A 22,899-nucleotide genomic window follows, 5' to 3' on the forward strand; every position below is an offset into this window, starting at 1 on the left:
GACCAGTGAACGGGCCCCGCCCTGTCAGATCTCGGCGAGGAACTCCCGGATCCGGTCGGCCGCCGGCTGCGCATCCCGGATCATCGTCTCGTGTCCGCAGCCCCGGATCTCCGCCAGTTCGCCCTGGGGGATCGCGTCGGCGACGGAACGGGTCCATACCGGCGGGCAGACCGGATCGCGCGAGCCGCGCAGGACCAGCGTGGGCACGGAGATCCGCGGATAGACCTGCTCCGGGCGATGCGCGACCGTGGCACGGATCTTGCGGACGATGTGCGGGCCGGCGCGCAGGTACTCGCGCACGCCGCGGATCACCACGCGGGGATCGATCGAGGCAGTGTCGTGCAGGAAGCGCAGCCCCTGTCTCACCACGCGGCGGGCGCCGGCGTCGACGGTCGGCGCCGCCAGCACGACCGCACGCACCCGGTCGGGATGGCGCACCGCCAGCTCCGCCGCCACCTGGCTGCCCATCGAGTGCCCGATCACGGTCACCGGCGGTGTGCCGGTCGAGGCGAGGTGCGCGGCGATCAGGTCGGCGTGCTGGGGCATCGTGAGCGGCAGCTCGGGCTCGGGCGCCGCGCCGAATCCCGGCAGGTCGACGGCGACGACGGTGCCGTCGAGGCGGCGGGCGAGTTCGGCGAAGACGCTGCGCCCCATGCCCAGGCCGTGCACGAGCAGCAACACGTCCGATCCGGATCCGGTCCGCTCGACGATCAGGGTGGATGAGCCCTCCACGAAGGCGGTGACGCTCCCGCCGAGCGCCGGTGTCAGATCGGGAGTGCTCACCCCACCACTTCATCACATCGCGCCGAGTTCGGCCGCGAGCAGCGGGGCGCCCACGGCCGCAGGACGGCGAGGCTCAGCCCGCGGGCTTGAGCACCAGCGTGTCCACGGCGGCCGCATCCACGGCCTTCTTCGTGAACGCCCAGGGGGACTGCACGCCCTTCGACCAGTTCTCGGTCTGGTCGGTGTAGTGCGGGCTGAAGGCGTGGCCGCTCGCGCCGGTGAGGTGGTTCCAGGTGGAAGCGTCGAAGTCGGAGAGATCGACGACCATCCGCATCGACGGCACCGTGGTCGTCGCGTAGGGGCCGCCGAGCGTCCACCCGGTGGCGTCGACGAGGGAGGATCCGCCCCCGACCGGATACGGTCCGCGGTTGAACAGCCACTCGATCGGCGCGATGCCGCTCTTGCCGAGCGTCTGGTGGGTGAGCGTGATCGCGTGCAGGTCGCCCCAGTTCCACCGAGCCGGATCCGATCCCTGCGCGGTCGAGAGTTCGTCATAGGCCTGCTTCGCCGACAGGGCCAGCATCTCGTTGCGCCCCGTGACGCCGATCTTCGGGTTGATCCAGAGCGGGTCATCCGGGTTCTCGAGCATCGGTCCGACCACGGTGAACAGTCGTCCTTGCCCGTCCATCGGCAGCGGATGCTCGCGGTTCGCGAAGAGGTTGAGCGCCAGCTTCTGCCAGAGCACGTTCGCATAGGCCGCGGCGGGCGAGTCGGCGGTGGCCTGCGCGTCCCAGGTCTTGAGCAGCTTCACGGCCTTGCGTACACCGGCATCCTTCGAGGGCGGCAACTCCTGCATCTCGGCCGCGAGCTGTTTGCCGATCCAGCTCTGCTGATCGAACTGGATGTCGCGCATGTCCTGCGTCGTGAGCGGATGCTGCTTCGCGCTGCGTTCGATGAGATCGGCGATCCGTGTGGCGCGATAGCCGTAGTCCCAGTCGCGCGACAGGAAGTACGGGTAGCTGTCCGGCACGATCGCGTTGTTCGCGGTGACGATGTAGCCCTCGTCCGGGTTGTACGAGACGGGGAGCTTCTCGAAGGGGATGTACCCGGTCCAGTCGGACGCGCTCGACCAGCCCGGCTGCGGGAAGTAGCCGTTTCCGGCACCGCGGATCGGCAGGCGTCCGGGCGTCTGGTAGCCGATGTTGCCCTTCTGGTCGGCGTAGATGAGGTTCTGCGCCGGCACGTCGAACAGCGACGCCGCATGCCGGAAGTCGGTGAAGTCCGCAGCGGTGTTCATGGCGAAGATGGCGGTCGACGTGGTGCCCGGATCCAGTGCGGTCCAGCGCAGGCTCACCGCGTACTGGCCGGGAAGCGCGTCGGTCGCGGCATCGGGGGCGACGCCCGTCTCGCCCCCCGGTGAGGCCGTGTCGGTGCGCCCCACGGTCGGGGTCTTCGCGAGCGCGGTGAAGTCGTCGGTCAGCCCGGAGACGATCGGGCCGTGCGCGGTGGAGCGGACGGTGAGCGTGATGTCGGCGGAGCCCGCGACCTTGACGGTCTCGGTGCGCGTCTGCAGCGGCACGCGCACGCCGTCGCGCCAGTAGCTGTCGCCGTCGATCTTCTCGATGTACAGGTCGGTCACGTCGGTGGTGAGGTTCGTGAACCCCCAGGCGATGTTCGCGTTGTGCCCGATCACGATGCTCGGCAGGCCGGAGAACGAGAACCCGGCCACGTCGAACGGGCAGGCGGTGCTCACCGTGCGGCAGCGCAGCTGCATCTGGTACCAGACCGAGGGGAGCGCCGCACCCAGGTGCGGGTCGTTCGCGAGCAGCGGCTTGCCGGTCGCGGTGAGGGATCCGGAGACCACCCAGGAGTTGGATCCGATGCCCTCGCCGGGGTCTCCGAGCAGCGTCTGGACAGCCTCGAGGGTGTTGCGCGCGGTGGTCCACGTCACGCCGGTCGCTGAGCTCGTCGAAGCGCCCGCACCGGTGCCGGCCGGCGCGCTCGCCGCCCCGGATCCGCGGCCCTGCTCCATCGGGGTGATGGTGGGCACGATCACGGGGTGCTCGTCGAACGGGTAGGCGGGGTAGATCTCGTTCATGGTCGCCGCGTCCACGGTGGGGGCGAGCAGTGCGCGCGTCGTCTCGGACTCGACGTTGCCACGCAGATCCCAGGCCATCGCCTTCAGCCAGGCGACGGAATCGGCGGGGGTCCACTTCTCGATGGTGTAGTCCGGATTGGTCATGCCGACCACGGCATATTCGAAGGATGCCTCGGCGCCCTCGTGGTCCGCGAGGTAGGTGTTCACGCCGTCCGCGTACGCCTGGTAGTAGCCGCGGGTGGTAGCGTCCATCGCCGCCACCTCCTTCTCGGCGATGCCGTGCCAGTCGAGGGTGCGCAGGAACTCGTCGGTGGCGACCTGGGAGGATCCGAACAGCTCGGCGACCCTGCCGCTCGTCACGTGCCGGCGGAAGTCCATCTCCCAGAACCGGTCCTGCGCATGCACGAAGCCCTGCGCGTAGAACAGATCGTGCGTGTTGTCGGCCGTGACGGTGGGGATCCCACGGTCGTCGCGCTGCACGGTCACCTGCGCCTGCAGCCCTTTCAGCGCCAGCTCTCCCGAGGTCTGCGGGAACGAGCGCTGCACGGTCCACACCAGGACCAGAGCGGCCGCCGTGGCGAGGATCACGACACCTGCGAGCACCCCGAAGACGGTGCGCCCGATGATCCGCCCGATGCGAGGCCGGGGCTTCACCGTGGGATCGGCAGACGACATGGGCGCTCCTTCGCGTGACACGGAGTCCCATGAAGCGGCGGATCGGGTCGCAGCTCGTGAGACGTCCTCGCATCCTAGCGCGGGGCTCCCGCCCGCCGCGGCTCAGCCGATCAGGCTGGGCTGCAGGTCGCGCAGGGTGCGCTTGTGCGTCATCCGGGTGACCCCGATCATCGCGAGCAGCAGGGATCCGACCATCCAGATCCCCAGCACTCCCAGATCCGTCAAGGCCCTCCCGACCTGCCCGCCGTACATCAGCTGGCGCATGGCGTCGACGACGTATCCCATCGGCAGCACATGGTGCAGTGCGGCGAGCGGCGCCGGCAGCGTCTGCCAGGGGAATGTGCCGCCTGCGGTCACCAGCTGCAGCACCATGAGCACGAGGCCCATGAACTGCCCTACGGATCCGAGCCACACGTTCAGCGTGAGGATGATCGCGGCGTAGGTGGCCGAGGCGAGCACCATGATCCCCAGGGCGCCCCAGCCGTTCTGGAACGTGAACCCGAGGGCCCAGGCGAGCACGCCGAGCAGGCCGACCATCTGCAGCGCCCCGAAGGCCGCGGGCGTGAGCCAGCCGGCGAGCGTGATCCGGATCGGCGAGTGCAGCGCCGTCACCGCACGCCGCGAGATCGGCTTGATGATGAGGAACAGCGCGTAGATGCCGATCCAGCCCGCCAGTGCGGCGAAGAACGGTGCGAGGCCCTGGCCGTAGTCCTTCGCGGCGGCGACCTTGTCGCTGGACACGTCGACGGGGTTCGCGATCGTCTTCGCCTGCTGCTCGCGCAGGTCGGGTGTGGACGCGGGGATCGCGTCGACACCCGCGGCGAGGCCGTCGTGCAGGGTGCCGATGCCCGTGGCGAGAGTGCCGAGGCCGTCGTGCAGGGCCTTCGCGCCGTCGCGCGCACTTGCCGCGCCCGAGCTCAGCGTCGCGGCACCGGTCGCGGCCGTCTGCGCGCCGTCGGCGAGCTGCTGCGACTTGTCGGCCAGGGTGGCGCTGCCGGAAGCGACCTGGGCGCTGCCGTCGGCGAGCTGGTCGATCTTGCCGACCGCGCCCTGCACGGTGTCGTTGCCGCTGCGCAGTCTGTCGCCCAGCGGATCCAGCTTCGCCAGCACCGCGTCGATCTCGGGCTGCGAGAGTCCGCGGTCCGCCAGGGCGGTCGCGATGTCGCTGCGCACCTGGGGCAGAGTGTCGGTCGCCTGCTGCACGAGGGATCCGGCCTCGTTCGCGTACTGCGCGATCTGCTGATTGCCGTCGCTCACCTGCTGCGCGCCGTTGGCGAGGGTCGCCGCGCCGTCGGCGAGCTGCTGCGATCCGTCCGCGATCTGCTGCGTGCCGCCGGCGAGCTGTGCGGCGCCGTCGGCCAGCTGGGCCGTGCCGTCGGCGAGCTGCCCGCTGCCCGAGACGGCGGTGTTCGCACCGTCGTGCAGCTGCGAAGCGCCGTCGGCCGCCTCGCCGAGCTTGTCTCGGACGTCGCTCAGCCCGGTGAGCAGTTTGTCCGCGGCCTCCTGGCCGACCATCTCGGCGACAGACCGGCGGATCTTCTCGACGGCTCCGGATCCGATCGACGACGCGAGGTAGTTGTTGGCGTCGTTCGTCTCGAGCTCGATCCGTGCCTGGTGCGGGCTCGTACCCGAGGAGGAGAGCAGTGCTTCGGAGAAGGTCTTGGGGATCGTCACCGTGAAGTCGACGTCGCCGTTCTTGAGGGCCGCGCGCGCGGCAGTGGCGCTCATCCGGTTCCAGTCGAAGGCCTTGCCCTCGACGAGGTTGTCCGCGACCTTCTCGCCGTAGTTCGTGGTGGTGCCGTTCGAGGTCGACCCGGCGTCCTCGACGACGAGGCCCACAGGCACCTCGCTGAACTTTCCGTACGGATCCTGGTTCGCCCACAGGTACAGCCCGCCGTACAGGATCGGCACGGCCATGAGGGCGATCAGGGCGATCACGGCCATGGGGGTCGCGGTCAGCCGGCGCAGTTCGGCGCCGATCATCGCGGGAATCTTCATCGCGCGGCTCCGTTCTCGGTGTCGGTGGGGTTGTCGGTGTCGGTGTCGTCTTCCTCGACGGGGTCGTTGAGCGAGGACGGCGAAGCCGACCGAGACGAAACGCCGTCTTCATCGGGTTGCGGCGTTTCGTCTCGCTGCGCTCGCTCAGCGTCCGGGGTGGGGGCGTCTTCATCGGGTTGCGGCGTTTCGTCTCGCTGCGCTCGCTCAACGACCTCGGAGGGGACCGGATCCGGCTCGATGAGGATCTCCTCGACGTCTACAGGCGCGACCGGATCCGGATCCGCGTCCCTCACCGTGGTCAATCCGGTCACGTCGGCGAGCGGGCGCACGGGCACCGTGGCGTTGGAGGGGTAGTCGGTCTCGAGCGCCTCGGGGAGCCGCTCGATGACCGCGGCCGCGGATCCGCCGACGATCACGAGTACGGCGAAACCGCGCTCGGCGAACTCGGTGGCGATGCGCCACCAGTCTTCGGGGCGCCCGCCGTGGCGATCGGGGGAGACCAGCACGAACCCCTCCACGTCGTCACGCAGCACGGCGAGCTCGGCCATGACGCGCACGCGCACGGACGGCTTGATGGTGCCGATCGGCTGCGCGGCGAGCTCGGCGAAGCCGATCTGTTCGAGCCAGCGCCGGGCGTGCAGCGGGGTGGCGGGGAGCCCCGCGAACATGAGCTCCTCGCCCACGACGGCGGCCAGCGTCACGCCGGGGTGCGGGTCGCTGACCTCGGGGGCGTCGACGAGCGCCATGCGGCGGCGCAGGTCGCGGTGGTTCCGGGTGCCGTCGATCGTGACCTCGCCGGTGTCCGGGCGCATCCGGCCGGTGGCGATGAGCCCCAGCACCGTGGGGCGCAGCTCAGTCTCGGCGAGCACGAACCGGGCGTGGCCCGTCTCGATCTCGAACGACGTGGTGGGCAGCGCATGGCCCTTCTTGCCCTTGCTGACGTCGTGCACGGCGATCCTCATGCGCGGCCCTCCTCGGCGGGAATCGTGGCAAGCGTATCCGGCACGCCGGGCGCCGAGAGCTCGGGGTGCGCGGTGAGCAGCGTGTCGATCTCGCGCCAGCCGAGCCCCGCGATGCTGAGCACGGCGCGCACCGCGATGTCGCCCGCGACGGGGGAAGAGGCGTCGGTGCGGGTGACGACGGTGCGGGCGCTCTCCTCGATGAGGCGCGCGAGGGTGGGGGCGGCCATGTCCTGGCGCAGCTCGCCGCCCTCCTGGCCGCGACGGACCAAGGCAGCGAGCACGCGCCGCAGGGGCGCGAGGGCGGTGGCGGTCTCTTCGACGTGCGCCTCGTTGAGCGCGATCGCCGCGGCCACCTGCACATGTGCGGCCTCGCGCCACAGGTCGGCGGTGAGGCGGGCCAGGGCGATGCGGCTGTCGGCGTCGTCGACCCGCTGCGCGATCGCGTTGAAGCGCGCGGCGCCGGCGGAGATCAGCGCGTGCACGAGCGCGGTGCGGTCGTCGAAGTGGCCGTAGAGCGCGCGGCGGCTGAGGCCGGCGGCGCGGGCGATCTGATCGACGGACGCGTGCGGATCCGCGGCCAGGGTCTGCGAGGCGGCGGCGAGGATGCCGGCCCGATTCTCGGCGGCGTCCCTGCGCTGACGGCGGGGTGCGGTGATGTCTGTCACCCCTTCAGTGTAACTCTAAAGTGCACATGCGTGTGCAAGTTATGAGTGGGTGCGTGTCTGGCCGGTCGTTCACTGGTCGCGTGTTGCCGTTATGCCGCGGGAATGAGGGCAATTCGCGACCAGCGAACGGGGAGATGAGCGGGATTTGCGGTATCCGGCGACGCAGGGCGTCCTGGAACGGGATATGCGGGATCCGGATCTGTGCGGCCTGGATCCGGGTTCGGCGCGTCGGCGCCGGGTCAGGCCAGCAGCAGTCGGAGTCCCTCGATGATCGCTCCCGCACCCGACGAGGCGAGCGCCTGGGAGACGGCAGGCTGGGTGATGCCCTCGGCGGCCGCGAGGTCGCGCTGGAAGACGCCGAGGCAGCGGCCATAGGTGAGGCGCCGTGTGCGCGCGCTCATGTCGCTGATGAGCTGGTCTCGCGTCATCAGCCCGATGTTCGCTTGATGGGCGAGGAGGCGCGCGGCGTCCGGCTGGGCCTCGTGCGCGACCACCCAGGTGCGGGCTCCTGGCACGGTGCGTTTCTGCAGCGCATGCACGTGCTCGATCGCGGTGCGCGCGGCCCACCACCCCGGCCCCTCCGGGAGGTCTCCCGCAGCGGAGGCGATCTCCTCGACCGGCCCGATGCCCACGCCGAAGCGGCAGTCGATGTGCTCGGGCAGGGCGAGCCGCAGCAGGGTCAGCCCCGCGAGCGCGGCGTCGAGCGTGGGGTAGACGCCCTGCTGCTCGTCGCCCACCGTCGGCCGGAGCGGGCTGCTCGCGAGAGGCCGGTCGGCCTCGACGCGCGCGATGGCGTCATCGAGCGCGTGCTGGGCGCCCGAACGGTCATCGAGCCCGCGAGATCCGACGATGTCGAGGATCACGGCGATCATGAAAAAAGGTTATCACTGATCTTCTACGAAGATAAGCTCTTTGCTTCTTGATCGGGCGGATCCGCCGAGGGCTTATGGAGCCCGGGAGGCCTCAGTCCGTGCCGGAGTCGAATGCGGCACCCTCGCTGGCTGCATCCACCGCATCGGCCAGCGCCTCCTCGGTGTCGGCGAGGGTCGTGCCCTCGACCGCAGCCGCGATCTCAGAGGCCTCGCCCGCCGTCACGCGCCCGACGAGCTCGCCCGTCGCACCGCCCACGAGGCCGAGACCCGCGTACTGCTCGAGGCGTGCGCGCGAGTCGGCGATGTCGAGGTTGCGCATCGTGAGCTGGCCGATCCGGTCGACCGGACCGAACGCGGCGTCGCCGACGCGCTCCATGGACAGCTTCTCGGGGCCGTAGGACAGGTTGGGGGAGACGGTGTCCAGGATCGTCCAGTCGTCGCCGCGGCGCAGGCGGATCGTGACGGTGCCGGAGATCGTGGATCCGACCCAGCGCTGGATCGACTCGCGCAGCATGAGCGACTGCGGCTCGAGCCAGCGGCCCTCGTACATCAGGCGGCCGAGACGGCGGCCCTGCTCGTGGTACGTCGCGAGGGTGTCCTCGTTCAGGATGCCGTTGACGAGGCGCTCGTAGGCGATGAACAGCAGTGCCATGCCGGGGGCCTCGTAGATGCCGCGCGACTTCGCCTCGATGATCCGGTTCTCGATCTGGTCGCTCATGCCCAGGCCGTGCCGTCCTCCGATGCGGTTCGCCTCGAAGACGAGCTCCACCGGATCCGTGAACTCGACGCCGTTGAGCGCGACGGGGCGGCCGCCGGCGAAGGTCACCGTGACATCCTCGGTCTCGATCGCGACGGAGGGATCCCAGTACTTCACGCCCATGAGCGGGTCGACGGTCTCCAGCGACACGTCGAGGTGCTCGAGGGTCTTCGCCTCGTGCGTGGCGCCCCAGATGTTGGCGTCGGTCGAGTACGCCTTCTCGGCGGAGTCGCGGTAGGGGAAGCCGTGCGCGACGAGCCACTCGCTCATCTCCTGGCGTCCGCCGAGCTCGGTCACGAAGTCGGCGTCGAGCCAGGGCTTGTAGATGCGCAGGCGCGGGTTGGCCAGCAGGCCGTAGCGGTAGAACCGCTCGATGTCGTTGCCCTTGTAGGTGGAGCCGTCGCCCCAGATGTCGACGCCGTCCTCCTTCATGGCGCGCACCAGCAGCGTGCCCGTGACGGCGCGGCCGATCGGCGTCGTGTTGAAGTAGGTCTTGCCGCCGGAGCGGATGTGGAACGCGCCGCAGGCCAGGGCCACGAAGCCCTCCTCGACGAGCGCGGTCTTGCAGTCGATGAGACGCGAATCCTCGGCGCCGTACTCGAGTGCGCGGCCGGGGATCGACGCGATGTCGTCCTCATCGGGCTGGCCCAGGTCACCGGTGTACGTGTAGGGGACGGCGCCCTTGTCGCGCATCCACGCGACGGCCACGGAGGTGTCGAGGCCTCCCGAGAAAGCGATGCCGACGCGCTCGCCGACGGGCAGAGACTGGAGGACCTTGGACATGGGATCCAGTCTATCGGCGGGCAGGGGGTGCATTTCGGGGGAGGCCCACCCGGGCGGGGCGACGGGCAGGGGTGCGCGAGTGACGCAGGACCGGGCGGATGCGAAGTCGCTCAGATCAGGCGCACGTCTACGCCGAGAGCCGCGTAGGTTCCGATGGCGCGACGGTCACAGGAGAGCAGCGGGACACCGGCGGCCTTTGCGGCGAGGCCGACCAAGCCGTCGTAGATCGCGCCGCCGGCGATACCCGCCTGGCTCAACGTGGTCACGGCAGCGCGGGCGACGCCCGGCGGCAGCGATTGCTGGAAACGCTTGCAATGCATGTTGAGCCACAACGCAAACAACATGCTTCGGTGCTCAGAGGAATAGTCCAGATTCTCTGGAAACGCTTGCATGAGGACCAGGCGCCCTGCTACTTTCGGGCACGATCGCGCGCGCCCGCCGCGCGGCAAGGAGTCGACGATGACACTCTTCCCCCGCAGAATCGCGACGGCGCTCGCGGCCGCCGCGCTGATCGCATCCGCTGTGCTGGTCGCCCCGTCCGCCTTGGCCGCGACGCCGACGGTCGCGACGAAGGCTCCGGCACCCGCTGCGGATCCGGCCGCCGCCGCGACGAAGGACGTCACGGCGCATCTCTTCCAGTGGCCGTGGAAGTCGGTCGCCGACGAGTGCAGGCACGTGCTCGGCCCGGCCGGCTACGGCGCAGTGCAGGTCTCGCCGCCGCAGGCGCACGTCGAGTTGAAGGACCAGGGCTACCCGTGGTGGCAGGCGTATCAGCCGGTCTCCTACTCTCTGCAAAGCCGCTACGGCACGCCCAAGGAGTTCGCGCAGATGGTCGACGCGTGCCACCGCGCGGGCGTGCGGGTGTATGTGGACGCGGTGCTCAACCACATGAGCGGCCAGCAGACCGGCGGCGTCGGCAGCGACGGTTCCACATTCGCCAAGTACGACTACCCCGGTCTGTACTCGAACAGCGACTTCCACCACTGCGGTCGTAACGGCGACGACTGGATCGCGAACTGGAACGACCGCTGGGAGATCCAGAACTGCGAGCTACTCGGACTCTCGGACCTCGCGACCGAGACCGAGCACGTGCAGGCGACGCTCGCCGGCTACCTGAACTCCCTGCTGGCCCTGGGCGTCGACGGCTTCCGGTTCGACGCGGCCAAGCACATCCCCGCTGCCGACCTGCAGGCCATCACGGCGAGGCTCGATCGCCCGGCGTACATCTACCAGGAGGTGCTCGACGGCGGCCCCATCCAGAAGAGCGAGTACCTGCCCGTCGGCAGCGTGATCGAGGATCGCTACGGCACGCAGATCTCCCGGGTCTTCAAGACCGGATCCCCGTCCTGGCTGAACATGTTCGGCGAGGCCTGGGGGTTCAACGCCTCCGACACCTCGGTCGTCTACACCGACAGTCACGACACCGAGCGCGATGGCTCCGGTGGCTCGGTCACCTACAAGGACGGCGCGCTGAACGATCTCGCCACGGTGTTCGAGCTCGCCTGGCCGTATGGGCATCCGCTCGTGCTGTCGAGCTACCACTTCACGAGCACCGACGCGGGCCCCATCTCCGACGCCGGCGGCACCGTGCTTCCGGTCGCCTGCAACGCGGCGACGTCGGGCGTGGGCGGCTGGCTCTGCCAGGATCGCGCCGACGCGACCGTGGGCATGGTGGCGTTCCGCAGCACTGCGTCGGGCGCGGCCGTGACCCGCTGGTGGAGCGACGGATCCGATGCGATCGCCTTCGCGCGAGAGGGGGCGGGCTACGTCGTCGTGAACAAGGAGAGCGGATCCCTCACCCGCACCTTCGACACGGGTCTCGCCGCCGGCAGCTATTGCAACCTCGTCACCGGACACGTGGTGGGCAACCACTGCACCGGTCCGTCCGTGACGGTGGCGGCCGACGGATCCCTCGCGACGACCGTGGCAGGGCTGTCGGCCCTCGTGATCTCCAAGGACGCCCGCGTCAGCAAGCCCACGACGGCTCCCGTCGCGGCGGTCGCGTTCACGGCGTACGCCTCGGTCGACGCCGGGCAGAGGCTCGTCGTGGTGGGCAGCGATCCGGCGCTCGGCGCCTGGGATCCGGCGAAGGGCCTCGCGCTCTCGTCCGCCGCATACCCGGTGTGGCGCGCCTCGGCCGCAATCCCCGCGGGCACCTCCTTCGAGTACAAGTACGCGAAGGTGTCGGCGGACGGCACCGTGGAGTGGGAATCGCGATCGAACCGCACCGCGACCGTGCCCGCGGACGGCGCTCTCGCGTTCAACGACGGCTGGAATGCCGGGGCGACGGTGGACGCCTCGGTGACCCTGCATGCGACCCTCGACCCCGGCCAGACGGCGTACATCGTCGGCGGATCCCCCGCCCTCGGCAACTGGAGTCCGGACGCCGCGATCCCGCTCGCGGCTGTCGGCGACGGCACGTACACGGGGACGGTGACGCTGCCCGGCTCGACGACGATCGAGTACAAGTACATCCGCAAGGATGCGGCGGGCAACGTCACCTGGGAGAGCGACCCGAACCGCACTGTGACCACGGGGTCCGGTGGCACGATGACGCTCGACGACACGTGGCGCTGAGGCTCTGACCGCTCGAGGTCCGGCCCGTCTTCCCCTGAATGAGGGAGGACGGGCCGGATCCGGTGCCGCCCGGCTTCTACGATCCGCGCTTGCGGGACACCCAGACCACGCCCGCGCCCACGGCAAGGATCGCGACCGCGATCGCCGCGATGTAGGCCGCGACACCGCCGTAACCGCCGACGTTCGCCGGATCGAGGAAGGGGTACGGGTACCAGCCACGGGTGCCCGTGCGCGGGTTGATGATGAGGTTCGCGCGGATCAGCGTGTACGCGGCCCACACGATCGGGAACACCGCGGTGATCGCGACGACGCCCCAGCCCAGGCAGCGGCGGCGCGGCGCGAACAGAACGTCGGCCAGCATCAGCAGCGGCCCCACCACGTGCATCATCTCGTTGGCCCAGGCCACCGTCGTACCCTGCGGGAGCTCGATGCCGCGCAGCAGGGTGTTGTAGACGATGCCGGTGACGATCATGTAGGTCGAGCCGCAGGCGAGCAGGATCGCGATCCAGCGCGGCTCTGGGGTGACGGATCCGGTGGAGCGCAGGCTCCAGACCGCCACGATCATGAGCATCACTGCGGACCAGATGTTCGACTCGATCGTGAAGAAGCTGAGGAAGTTCGCTGCCACGGTCGGCACATGCGACGCGTAGGGGGTCGTCGCCTGCAGCGCGTTGCCCATCGTCACGGCGAGCTGGTTGACGACCGCCGCGAGGATGGCGGCGGCTCCGACCAGGCGCACGATCGCCCATGGCGTCGTGCCGATCGCGAAGGCAGGGCGGGTCGTTGTGCGCTCCGGCGCGGACGTGTGCATGCTCTGACGATAGCGGCGTGGGGCCGCGATTACGGGTACTTCGTGAGCGCCTTCTGGAAGTCGTCGACCTTCGACTCGCTCAGCATGTAGCGGCCGACGATCGCGAGCTGCAGGCCCTCGAGCGGCTCGCCGGTGCGCTGCGCCGTCTGCTCACGGGACTTGCGGTACTCGCCGGTCGTGTCGTTCGCGAGGTCGGTCATGTCGGCGTAGAACCAGCCCGGATCCGGTTCGTCGTCGCTGAACCACTCCCAGTCGACCTGCGTCTCCGGGGTCGCTCCGCCGTACATCTTCGCGATCATCGCCGGATCCACACCGCTGCCCGGGTCGTTGAACGCGACCATGCTGCGCCAGCCGTGCTGCTCGATCACCGTCTCGACCGTCTGCATGACCTCGAGCTTGTGGCCGTAGCCGGTCACCGGCGTCGTCGTCGCCCAGACGTCGGACGTGAAGCGCACCAGCATCGACTCGCCGCCGTAGCCGTTGCGCTCCGGGCGCTCCTGCGCGTCGGCGGACTTCACCCACTGCAGCCCGTAATCGGCCGTCAACTGCGTGCGCACATCTGCCATGGTCTCGTCGGCCAGCGCATGCAGCTCCTCGAGCGACTGCTGCCGCAGGAACGTGCTCGAATCCTTGTCCTTGATGCCCGGATACGCCTCCCAGAGCTTCTGCTTGGCGGTCTTGTGCCCGTCGTAGGATCCGGTCGCCGCGACCCGGACGGCGCTCAGCGCACCCATCGTGCCGACGTTCAGCACCAGCGCGATCGTGAGCGCGGCGGCGCCCAGCACGCGTCCCGCCTTCGTCGCCAGTGCGGCGATCGCGAGGCCCAGCACCACGAGCTGCAGCACGAGCATGGTCGCGCCGAAGAACGCGTCGGCGGCGCCGATCGCGATCAGAATCAGCATGAGCACGGCGAAGGCGATCGCGGCGCACAGCGCGATCCAGCCGAGCGGACTCCGCTTCTTCGGTGGCGCTCCTTGGTCTGCGGTGTACCGCGTTTCGTCTCGGCCGCGTGCGGCGTCCTCGCGCAACGACCGTGCGGCGTCCTCGCTCGACGACCCAGGGAAAGAGGCCGGGGGAGTCATCAGGGGCACCGCCGTGCCCAGCAGCGCACGGCGGGCGCCACGGTAGCCACCGGGCGGCGGCACGGGCGGGGCGCCGGCGGAGTCGGACACGTACCGGGGCGGGTCGCTGCGTTCTACCATGGCTTGTCCGTCCCGCTGCTGCCGCCGTCGTCGGTGCCGCCCTGCTGGTTCTGCTGGCGGTCCTGCTCGCCCTGCTGCAGCTTCTTCTGCAGTTCGTCGAGTTTGTCCGGATCGGGTGTCTGCGGCTGCGGCGGCTGCTTCGGGTCCTGCTTCGGATCCGGAGACTGCTGCTGCTTCTGCTGCTCGTCCTGCTGCTTCTGCCCCAAGCGGTCCTGCTGGTCCTTGTTGGACTGGCTCATGTCGCGCTGCGGATCCGGCGACTGCTCCTGCGCCTGCTTGCTGTCGCACTCCTTCGGCCGGTCGGCGTTCACCTGCAGCGCCTGCGCGTAGAACTCCAGCGCGGTGACATGGTCCTGCTTGTCGGCGGCAGCGTCGCCCTCACGCTCGAGCACCAGGGCGAGGTTGAACCGCACCGCGCACACCTCGAGGCCGTGCGCGAGCTTCAGCGACTCCTCGAACTTCTTCTGTCCGGCGGCGAGCTTTCCCGATTCGGCCAGACCCACGCCCTGATCGAAGGGGGCCTTGTACGGCTCGAACCAGTTCGCGGGATTCAGCCCCTCCGCGGCGCTCACGGATCCGGTGTAGTCGCCCGCGACGTACGTGACGATCGACTGGTACGCGAAGGCGTACAGGCTCACCAGCTTGCCGACGAAGAGGGCGGCGACGAGCAGCAGTGGCAGCGAGCACCAGGCGATCCAGCGGCGTGCGGCGCGGCGACGCCGGTTCGCGGCGAGCAGCGCGTGCGCGGCGGCGTCGGCAGTGGTCCCTTCGAGCTCAGGGGCCGCGAAGGCCGGGGTGGTCGCCGTGGTCATGAATCACCTCCCGACGTCGGACGGACCGAGAGCCCGCGCATGCGCACGATCAGCATCGTCGCGCGGGCGATCTCGGCGCACAGGAGCGCCGCGACCACGAGCGCCACGATCCAGCTCAGATCGGTGGGCTGTGTGAGCGGGTCGTCCTCGCGGTAGGCGGTGGTCGACTTCGGCGCGGGTGGAAGCACGGTCTTCGCGTCGGCGGTGCGGTGCTCGTAGGTCACGCCGAGCTCGGACGCGATGCGCTGCAGGTTCTTCTCATCGATGCGGCTGAGAGCGTCGGACCCCTGGTACTGGATGTACGGCCCGGCGCCGGAGCCCGACGCGGTGTCGCCGAACGCCCCCGTCGTCTCGCGCATGGGTCCGCCCTGGCTGGTGCCGTAGCCGAGCACCTCGCCCCCCGAGATCAGCTTCTTCGCGCTGTCGAACGGTTCGGGCTCGGTGGAGACCGTCTGCTCGCCGTCGCCGAGGTAGAACACCATCCGCGCCCGGTCGGGGGAGGCCTTCTGCGCGTTCTGCAGGGTCTGCGTGAGCAGCTGGTTCGCGATGCCGATCGAGCTGCCCTTGGACTGCCGTGTCACCTCGGGCTGCAGCACCTCGACGGCCGAGACGAGTGCGCCGGTGTCGGTGGTGAGCGGAAGGCGCAGCACCGCGTTCGCGTCGAAGGTGATGAGGGCGAACCGCGCCCCCGGGTAGGCCTCGGCGATGCGGCGCACGTCCTCGCGGACGCCCGCCATGCGGGTCCTGTCGACCGTGCCCGCGGATGCGCTCTTCGCGCCGTCCCAGTCCTCGGCGACCATGCTCGCCGTGGTGTCGACCGCGATCACGACGTCGGTGGCGGAGGCGAGGGTGCGCACGTGCCCGCCGGGCACGCCGGGCCGCAGCAGCAGCACCCCGCACGCGATGACGAGCAGGACCCGGAGGATCCACATCACGGGGCCTGCACCTGGCCCGGTCCCGGAGCCCGCCCCGGTCCCCGAGCGAGCCTCTTTCGGGGTCGTTGAGCGAGCACCGACGGAGTCGGAGCGAGACGAAACGCGGTTTCCCGCGGAGGACCGCGTTTCGTCTCGGTCGTCGCTGGCGCTCCGTCCTCGCTCAACGACCCCAGATTCGTTCCGCCGCAGGGCGCGCACGAGCATCCACACGGCCGCGGCCAGCACGGGCAGCACGAGCAGGATCACCAGGAGCGGTGCGAGGACGGGCTGGAGGATCACAGGCGCACCCTCCACAGCAGCACGATGAAGCCGAGCGCGATCACGATGAGCGCCGCGATCCACAGCTGCGGCACGTCGGTCCAGATCACGGTGGCCTGTCCCTTGAGCTGGGTCGCCTCCTGCTTCTGCACCTGGCCGATGATGTCGCCCACCGTCGTGGTCTCCCGCAGCGCGTAGGCCTTGCCGCCCGTCGTCGTGGCGGCATCGGACAGGGTCTTGCTGTCGGGCTGGTCGATGCCGTCGACCGGGTTGATCGTGTAGATCCGGATCTTCTTCGACGCGGCGTAGTCGGCGGCCTCCTGCAAGCTGACGATCGGGGATCCGTTCAGCTCGTTGTCGGTCGCGAGGATGATCGAGCGGGCGCGCTGCTCGTCGGCATGGTCGAAGCGCAGGGCGCACGAGGCCAGGCCGTCGCCGATGAGCGAGGCGCCGACGCCGTTCATGGTGCCGACCCACTGCTCGGGGATGTCGGTCGAGTAGTCGAAGCCCTTCATGAGACTGCGCAGGTGCTCTTGGATGAACCGATAGTCGTCGGTGAGGGGGAAGACCTGCACAGCGGAGCTGTTGAAGATCGTGAGCCCGACGCGCTCGCCCTTGAAGCCGTCGGCGAGCTTGTCGAAGATCGACACGATCTCCTTGTCGACGTCGGTCATGGATCCGGACACGTCCAGGCACAGCATGATGTCGCGGTTCGTGGACACCGGCTGGATCGTCTTCTGGGCGATCGGGCGGGCAGCGACCACGCCGCCGAGCACCGCGGCGAGCACGCCCAGCGCGACGATGCCGGCGAGCGCCGCCTGGCGCCGGCGCACCGCGCGCTGGAACGCCGGGAGGGAGCGGATCCGTTCGGCGCGGGCGATCGGGGCGCCGGGCGCCGCGGATCCGGTGCCCCGGCGGCGCAGTCCGAGCAGCACGCCGAGCACGATCGCCGCCAGCAGGGCGCCGACGATCGCGAGCAGGATCCCGACGTTCGCTAGTACCACGTCGTCACCACCGTGCGGGCGGCGTCGGCGCCGACGAGCGGGTCGACCGGGGCGGTGCGGCGGAAGATGCTGGGGTAGTAGTTGCGCCCGATCGCGTCGATGAGCGCGGGGTGCACGCCCATCCGCACCAGGTCGTCGAGCGCGAGCACGGGCGCCTCGATGCCGCTGTACTCGTTCACGAAGCCGCGCACCACGCGGCTGAGGTCGAGGTTGGCGCGGCGGGCGTCGGTGCGGCCTTCGCGATAGTCGGCCTCGATCTGCGCGATCGCGCCGAGGTACTCCTGCCGCAGCACGGTGGCGACGTCGGCGGTGAAGGCCGGCACCGGGACCGGCGCGGCGGCGAACACGACCGCGCGGCGCGGGCGGGTCAGCACGACGACGAGCCACGCGATCCCGGCGATCAGAGCGAGGACGCCGATCGCGAGCAGGACCCAGCCGTAGCCGTACTGGGCGGGCGGGTACAGCTCATCCGTGCCGGACATGCGACCTCGCATCCAGCATCCGCAGCAGCGCGCCGACCGCTTCGTCCTGTTCGGCCAGCGGCACGTGCGTGATCTCCAGCCGGCGCAGCAGCGTCTCGGTGTGCGCGGCGTCGGCGGCATCGGCGGCGTGCAGTTCCGCCGCGAGCTCGGCGTCGCCCTGCAGGAACTCGGGGATCGCCCAGCGCGTCGCGACGTCGCGGCGCGCCCGGGCCGGCACGGCCGGCTCGGGCGGCTCGGGAGCGGGCGGCTCGGGCGCCCGGCCGTCGACAGCATGTCCTCTCGCCGAACGCACACCTTCTCGACGCGAAGAGCGTGTGCGTTCGGTGGGAGCGTGTGCACTCGACGAGCGCGGAAGGTGCTCCAGCACGGGCTCGGCGTCGCGCAGCGTGATCCACAGCACGTCGTGCTGCACGCGCAGACGCCGCAGCAGCCGCTCGGTCTCGTCGGAGACCGGGGCGTCGTCGGTGACCACGACGACGATCATGCGCCGCGCGATCGTACGAGCGATGTACGACAGCAGCGCGTCGCGGTCGCTCGGCGCGGACGCGGCGTCGACCGCGTGGTCGATCGTGCGCAGGGTGTGCTCCAGCGCCGCCTCGCTGCGGCCGATCTCGCGACGACGGACACCGGCGGAATCTCCGCTGACCAGGCAGAAGTCGTCGCCGTGGCGGAGGGCGAGAAGCCCCAGCACCCCGACCGTCAGGATCGCCAGATCCTTCTTCGGCTTCTCATCATGCGCGAGCGCGGTCATCGCGAGGCCGGTGTCGACGGCGAAGAGCACGGTGTGCATGCGGGTCGCGAGCGACCGTCGCACGACGGGGGATCCGAGCCGCGCCGTGGCCTTCCAGTCGATGTCGCGGATCTGATCGCCGTACTCGTAGGCGCGCAGATCGTCGAAGTCGAGGCTGTGCCCGCGCAGCAGCGACGCGTACGCGCCGTCGAGCGCGTGCGTCGACTTGCGCGTCGAGTCGATGAAGAGCTTGCCCTTCACCGGCGTCAGCAGGCTGGCCATGGCGGGATCCTCGGTTCCTTCGGCTTCTCGGCTTGTTCGGCTTTTCGGTAGGGTCAGCGCCCGGTGGGAGATGGAAAACGTCGCTCCGAGTTGCTCGGGAGGGGCGAAATCCATCTCTTGGCCGCACGGTTGACGTCGTCGAGATGGAAAACGTCGCTGCCGAGGGCTTCGGAGATGCGAAAACCATCTCCGACACGGGCGCCGCGGACGAACGGATCCATGATCAGGGGGTCGGCACGGCGCCGAACACGGCGTCGATCACGTCTTCGCTGCGCACGTTCTCGGCCTCCGCCTCGAACGTCAGCAGCACGCGGTGGCGCAGCACCAGGTGGCGCAGGTTCCGCACGTCCTCGGGGATCACGTACGAGCGCCCGGCGAGCAGCGCGAGCGCGCGGGACGCCTGCAGGAACGCGATGGATCCGCGCGGGCTGGCACCGTACTTGATGTAGCCGCCGAGCGTCTCGCCGATGTACGGCACCGGATTACGCGTGACGTACACGAGCGAGACGATGTAGTTGCGGATCGCCGGATCGACGTAGACGCGTGAGGAGATGTCCTGCAGCTGCTCGACGTCGGCGAGCGAGATCGTCGTCGTCGCATGCCGATCCGGATCCAGGGCTCCGGAGTCGATGCGCGCGAGCACCTCGAGCTCGTCGGCCGGGCTCGGATACTCGACGATCTCCTTGAGCAGGAATCGGTCCATCTGCGCCTCGGGCAGCTCGTACGTGCCCTCCTGCTCGATCGGATTCTGCGTCGCGATCACGAGGAACGGACGAGGGACCCGGTGGATCTCGCCGCCGATCGTGGTCTGCCGCTCCTGCATCGCCTCGAGCATCGCCGACTGCGTCTTCGCGCTGGACCGGTTGATCTCGTCGAGCAGCACGAAGTTGGCGTGCACGGGGCCGAGCACGGTGCGGAAGGTGCCGCTCGCCGCGTCGTAGATCTGCGTGCCGGTGATGTCGCTCGGCAGCAGGTCGGGCGTGCACTGGATGCGCTTGAAGTCGGCCTTGACCGTGTCGGCGAGGGTGCTCGCGGCCGTGGTCTTGGCGAGGCCGGGAACCGACTCGAGCAGGATGTGCCCGCCGGCCATGAGTGCGAGCAGCAGGCTCGTGCGCAGGCGCTCCTGCCCGACCATGCGGGCCGAGTAGGCCTGGGAGACGGTGTCGAGGATCTGCCGCGCTCGCGCCATCTCCGCCTCGGTAGGTGCGGGCTTCGCATCGGCGGCGGGGGTGGGCGCTTCCGGCCTGGGGCGGCTCTCGGCGGCCGGTGCTGCGGGGGCCGCTACTGCCGGGGCTGCGGTCGGCGGAGCCGCGGTCGTCGCCGGCTGCGGAGCCGGCGCCACCGGCTGCTCCCGCCGGATGCTCGGCGCGGGCGGCATGGGCGGCGCGGGCGGAATCACGGGGGGCGGCGCGACCGTGCTGGCCGGCGGGGGCGGCGTCTGCGCGGCGAAGGATGTGGCGTCGTTGTTCTGGCTCACGTGCGGCTTCCCCCTGCTTCCCGTGTGCACGATCCGGCGACGCGCACCTCTGCCAGCGTAACCGCCGGCACCTCCAGCGCAGCCCCGACGGCATGGGGAGGACTACCCATCGCGGGTTCCCCGCCGCGAACGCCGGAAGCGCCCGCCCCCGCCGACGTGAGGCCGACACCGAAACGACACCGCCCCGAGGTCGATACTGCGGGGTGACGCGCGGGGGCGTGGGAGGTCGTAGCGTGGATCGGACCGCACGCAACCGTGGAGAGGGGGCGGCATGACTGTCGAGAGCCCGCAGGCTGCGGCGCGTCCGGGGTTTCGCCGCCTCGGGATCCTGCCGCTGCGCGTGGCGCCGGGGCGCGCGAATCTCGCGATCTGGGCGGTCGCGATCGCGTGCGCGCTGGCACAGCTCGCGGTCTCCGCCTCGCTCAGCGTCACCCTCTACCGGATCCCGCTCGCGGCGGCGCTGCTGCTGTCGCTCGTGCAGGCGGCGGCCATCGTGTTCGCGCTGTTCGCGCCGGCGTGGGCGACCGTGCTCGCGCTGATCGCGGGCAATGCGCTGTCCGGACTCGCCGTGGCCGCCCCGGGACAGCCGTGGCCGATCGCCGCGTCGACCATCGTCGCCTACGCCCTGGTCTGGGTCGGCGTCGCGCTGCGGGCGCGCTGGTGGCTGCCGGTCGCCGGATGGGCGTTCAGCGTGCTGTCCTCGGTCATGGTCGCCGTGGAGGCGCCCGCGCTGCCCGACGACGGACCGGTGATCGCGAATCTCGTCGTCTTCGCCGCCGTCACACTCGGCGCGGTGCTCGTCGGACTCGGCATCCGCAACTGGTCGCTGCTGCGCGCCCAGCTGCGGACCGAGCGCGCCGCCACCGCCGCGGAACTCGCCCGCCGCGAGGCCGTGCAGGACAAGGCGCGCATCGCCCGCGAACTGCACGACGTGGTCGCGCACGGCATGTCCGCGATCCAGGTGCGCGCGGCCAGCGCGCGGTACCGGATGCCGGATCTGCCCGCGGAGGCGGCCGCCGAGTTCGACGAGGTCGCCGCCACGGCGCGGTCCGCGATGAAGGAGATGCGCGTGATCCTCGGGCTGCTCCGCGATGAGGAGAGCGGGGCGGATCATGCGCCGCAGCCGGGGCTCGACGACCTCCCGGCGCTCGTCGCCCGGGCGAACGACCTCGCACCCGTCGCGGAGACCGGATCCTGGCAGCTCACCCCCGCCGAGCGGAGCGAGCCGCTGCTGGGACTCACCGCCTACCGCGTGGTGCAGGAGGGGCTGAGCAACGTCGCCCGGCATGCTCCGGGCGCGGCGACGGAGATCGATTGGACCGAGACGCCGACGGAGCGCGGGATCAGGATCCGCAACGCCGCCCCGACGCGAACGGCCGCGCCGCGTGCGGATGACGGAGGGCACGGCCTCCGCGGCATGCGCGAGCGGGTCGAGGCGATGGGCGGCACGGTCGCCGCCGCCGTCACGGGCGATGGCGGGTACGTGCTGCAGGTGCGTATCCCACGGGAGGAGAAGGCATGACGACGGTGCTCATCGTGGACGACCAGGCCATGCTCCGGGCGGGCTTCGCCGCGATCCTGCAGGCGCAGGACGGGCTGGAGGTCATCGGGCAGGCCGCGGACGGCGCGGAGGGCGTCGACGAGGCGCGCCGGCTGCGCCCCGAGGTGGTGCTCATGGACGTGCGGATGCCGAACCTCGACGGCATCGAGGCGACGCGTCGGATCATCGCCGCCGCCGAGCGCGATGGCCGCACGCCGCCCGCCGTGCTCGTGCTCACCACGTTCGACGCCGACGAATACGTGCACGAGGCCCTGCAGGCCGGGGCCAGCGGGTTCCTGCTCAAGGATGCCCTGCCGGAGGAGCTCGTGCAGGCGGTGCGCGTGGTGGCGGCGGGCGACGCCCTGCTCGCGCCGCGCATCACCCGCCGCCTGCTGGAGCGCTTCGCGGAGAACCGTCCGCGCTCGAACAACGCCGAGCTGCGCCTGAAGGGGCTCACCGAGCGGGAGCACGAGATCCTCGTGCTGATCGGGCGCGGGCAGTCGAACCGCGAGATCGCGGCCGACCTCTTCCTCGCCGAGCAGACCGTCAAGACGCATGTGAGCCGGATCTTCTCCAAGCTGGGGCTGCGCGACCGCGTGCAGGCCGTGATCCTCGCCTACGACGCCGGCCTTGTGGCGCCCGCCGGCTGATGCCGACAACCGTGGCGCCCGTCGGCTGAGACCGGCCCAGTCGGCCGACGTCGCCCCCGGATCAGCCCGTCTGCGAGACCGCGACGCCGAACACGGAGAGCCCGACCGCGAGGAACAGGATCAGGATCAGCGCCCACACCAGCAGGATCAGGCTCGAGATGATCACGCCGGCCACGGCCATTCCGCGGCCCGCCGGCTCCTTGCGCAGGCCGGCGATGCCCAGGATCAGCGCCGCGATCGGCACGAGGAACGTGAAGCCGAACACGATCGAGACGAGCGCCAGCACCATGGACGCGATGCTCAGGCCCTTGGGCTCCGGCGCCGCGAGGTAGGCCGGCATCGGATAGTACGGCTGGCCGTTCGCGGGGTGCTGCACCATCGGATACGGCGGCGCGGGCTGATACTGCGGCGTGGACTGATAGGGCGGTCCGGGCTGCGGATCCTGCGGATAGGTCATGATCCCCCCTGGTCGGTGCGACGCGATGCGCCGTGACTCCTTTCCTAGCGCAGTCGAGTCGAACTCGCGCGCGCTATCGCGAACTTGCGACACCGAGATCGTGATACCGCAGTAGGGGGTGGATCCGGCTCCGCAGCGGGACGCGGAGG

General features: G+C 70.4%; 21 protein-coding genes. 4 read left to right on the forward strand and 17 right to left on the reverse strand.

Annotated features, from left to right (window positions below; genetic code table 11):
* Positions 1-24: 24 nt before the first annotated feature.
* From AC1DCT_RS11520 to AC1DCT_RS11555, 8 genes are all read right to left on the reverse strand, one after another.
* Positions 25-783, reverse strand: coding sequence for an alpha/beta fold hydrolase (locus AC1DCT_RS11520; RefSeq protein ID WP_477429270.1), 759 nt, complete (start codon positions 781-783; stop codon positions 25-27).
* A gap of 73 nt (positions 784-856) precedes the next feature.
* Entirely contained in the window at positions 857-3,496 is a 2,640-nt protein-coding gene (locus AC1DCT_RS11525) for a penicillin acylase family protein (protein ID WP_477429272.1), read from the reverse strand.
* Positions 3,497-3,598: 102 nt separating this feature from the next.
* The gene (locus tag AC1DCT_RS11530; RefSeq protein ID WP_477429274.1) at positions 3,599-5,494 is read right to left on the reverse strand and encodes a YhgE/Pip family protein; all 1,896 of its coding nucleotides are present in this window, start codon (positions 5,492-5,494) and stop codon (positions 3,599-3,601) included.
* Positions 5,491-6,456, reverse strand: a complete 966-nt coding sequence (locus AC1DCT_RS11535; protein ID WP_477429276.1) for a P-loop NTPase family protein — start codon at positions 6,454-6,456, stop codon at positions 5,491-5,493. Before AC1DCT_RS11535 ends, AC1DCT_RS11530 begins: the two co-directional genes overlap by 4 nt.
* Entirely contained in the window at positions 6,453-7,121 is a 669-nt protein-coding gene (locus tag AC1DCT_RS11540; protein ID WP_477429278.1) for a TetR/AcrR family transcriptional regulator, read from the reverse strand. Before AC1DCT_RS11540 ends, AC1DCT_RS11535 begins: the two co-directional genes overlap by 4 nt.
* 239 nt (positions 7,122-7,360) lie before the next feature.
* Positions 7,361-7,993, reverse strand: a complete 633-nt coding sequence (locus tag AC1DCT_RS11545) for a SatD family protein (protein WP_440732797.1) — start codon at positions 7,991-7,993, stop codon at positions 7,361-7,363.
* 91 nt (positions 7,994-8,084) lie between these two features.
* Positions 8,085-9,533: an argininosuccinate synthase gene (gene argG / locus AC1DCT_RS11550; RefSeq protein ID WP_477429280.1), complete on the reverse strand. Its 1,449-nt coding sequence runs from the start codon at positions 9,531-9,533 to the stop codon at positions 8,085-8,087.
* Positions 9,534-9,643: 110 nt separating this feature from the next.
* A complete protein-coding gene (locus AC1DCT_RS11555) occupies positions 9,644-9,877 on the reverse strand; it encodes a PIN domain-containing protein (RefSeq protein WP_477429282.1) in 234 nt (77 codons plus the stop codon).
* Between the two features lie 115 nt (positions 9,878-9,992).
* Between AC1DCT_RS11555 and AC1DCT_RS11560 the strand changes: the two genes are divergently transcribed.
* Positions 9,993-12,110 carry a carbohydrate-binding module family 20 domain-containing protein gene (locus AC1DCT_RS11560; RefSeq protein WP_477429284.1) on the forward strand — a complete coding sequence of 706 codons (2,118 nt, stop codon included), beginning with the start codon at positions 9,993-9,995 and terminating at the stop codon, positions 12,108-12,110.
* Positions 12,111-12,186: 76 nt separating this feature from the next.
* Here AC1DCT_RS11560 and AC1DCT_RS11565 read toward each other — a convergent pair whose 3' ends face one another.
* The 8 genes from AC1DCT_RS11565 to AC1DCT_RS11600 all read right to left on the reverse strand — a co-directional run bounded on the left by AC1DCT_RS11565 (position 12,187) and on the right by AC1DCT_RS11600 (position 19,815).
* Positions 12,187-12,921, reverse strand: coding sequence for a Pr6Pr family membrane protein (locus AC1DCT_RS11565; protein ID WP_477429286.1), 735 nt, complete (start codon positions 12,919-12,921; stop codon positions 12,187-12,189).
* Between the two features lie 29 nt (positions 12,922-12,950).
* Entirely contained in the window at positions 12,951-14,123 is a 1,173-nt protein-coding gene (locus tag AC1DCT_RS11570; RefSeq protein ID WP_477429288.1) for a hypothetical protein, read from the reverse strand.
* Positions 14,117-14,935, reverse strand: coding sequence for a hypothetical protein (locus AC1DCT_RS11575; RefSeq protein WP_477429290.1), 819 nt, complete (start codon positions 14,933-14,935; stop codon positions 14,117-14,119). Before AC1DCT_RS11575 ends, AC1DCT_RS11570 begins: the two co-directional genes overlap by 7 nt.
* Positions 14,932-15,867, reverse strand: coding sequence for a vWA domain-containing protein (locus AC1DCT_RS11580; protein ID WP_477429662.1), 936 nt, complete (start codon positions 15,865-15,867; stop codon positions 14,932-14,934). The genes AC1DCT_RS11575 and AC1DCT_RS11580 overlap by 4 nt, the downstream gene beginning before the upstream one ends.
* 278 nt (positions 15,868-16,145) lie before the next feature.
* Positions 16,146-17,132: a vWA domain-containing protein gene (locus tag AC1DCT_RS11585; RefSeq protein ID WP_477429292.1), complete on the reverse strand. Its 987-nt coding sequence runs from the start codon at positions 17,130-17,132 to the stop codon at positions 16,146-16,148.
* On the reverse strand, positions 17,123-17,614 hold the full coding sequence (locus AC1DCT_RS11590) for a hypothetical protein (protein ID WP_477429294.1): 492 nt from the start codon (positions 17,612-17,614) through the stop codon (positions 17,123-17,125). The genes AC1DCT_RS11585 and AC1DCT_RS11590 overlap by 10 nt, the downstream gene beginning before the upstream one ends.
* The gene (locus tag AC1DCT_RS11595) at positions 17,598-18,626 is read right to left on the reverse strand and encodes a DUF58 domain-containing protein (RefSeq protein WP_477429296.1); all 1,029 of its coding nucleotides are present in this window, start codon (positions 18,624-18,626) and stop codon (positions 17,598-17,600) included. The genes AC1DCT_RS11590 and AC1DCT_RS11595 overlap by 17 nt, the downstream gene beginning before the upstream one ends.
* A gap of 223 nt (positions 18,627-18,849) precedes the next feature.
* Positions 18,850-19,815, reverse strand: a complete 966-nt coding sequence (locus AC1DCT_RS11600) for an AAA family ATPase (RefSeq protein ID WP_441976632.1) — start codon at positions 19,813-19,815, stop codon at positions 18,850-18,852.
* 40 nt (positions 19,816-19,855) lie between these two features.
* Here AC1DCT_RS11600 and AC1DCT_RS11605 point away from each other — a divergent pair, with 40 nt between their 5' ends.
* The 3 genes from AC1DCT_RS11605 (at position 19,856) to AC1DCT_RS11615 (ending at position 22,293) form a co-directional block, all read left to right on the forward strand.
* Positions 19,856-20,164 carry a hypothetical protein gene (locus tag AC1DCT_RS11605; protein WP_477429298.1) on the forward strand — a complete coding sequence of 103 codons (309 nt, stop codon included), beginning with the start codon at positions 19,856-19,858 and terminating at the stop codon, positions 20,162-20,164.
* Positions 20,165-20,374: 210 nt separating this feature from the next.
* Positions 20,375-21,625 (forward strand): sensor histidine kinase, encoded by a 1,251-nt coding sequence (locus AC1DCT_RS11610; protein WP_477429300.1) that lies wholly within the window; start codon positions 20,375-20,377, stop codon positions 21,623-21,625.
* Positions 21,622-22,293, forward strand: coding sequence for a response regulator (locus tag AC1DCT_RS11615; RefSeq protein WP_440732824.1), 672 nt, complete (start codon positions 21,622-21,624; stop codon positions 22,291-22,293). The genes AC1DCT_RS11610 and AC1DCT_RS11615 overlap by 4 nt, the downstream gene beginning before the upstream one ends.
* Positions 22,294-22,354: 61 nt before the next feature.
* Here the strand turns inward: AC1DCT_RS11615 and AC1DCT_RS11620 are convergent, their stop codons facing one another.
* Positions 22,355-22,750, reverse strand: coding sequence for a DUF4190 domain-containing protein (locus AC1DCT_RS11620; RefSeq protein WP_441976589.1), 396 nt, complete (start codon positions 22,748-22,750; stop codon positions 22,355-22,357).
* Positions 22,751-22,899: the final 149 nt, after the last annotated feature.

Source organism: Microbacterium sp. 10L49 (assembly GCF_056395125.1).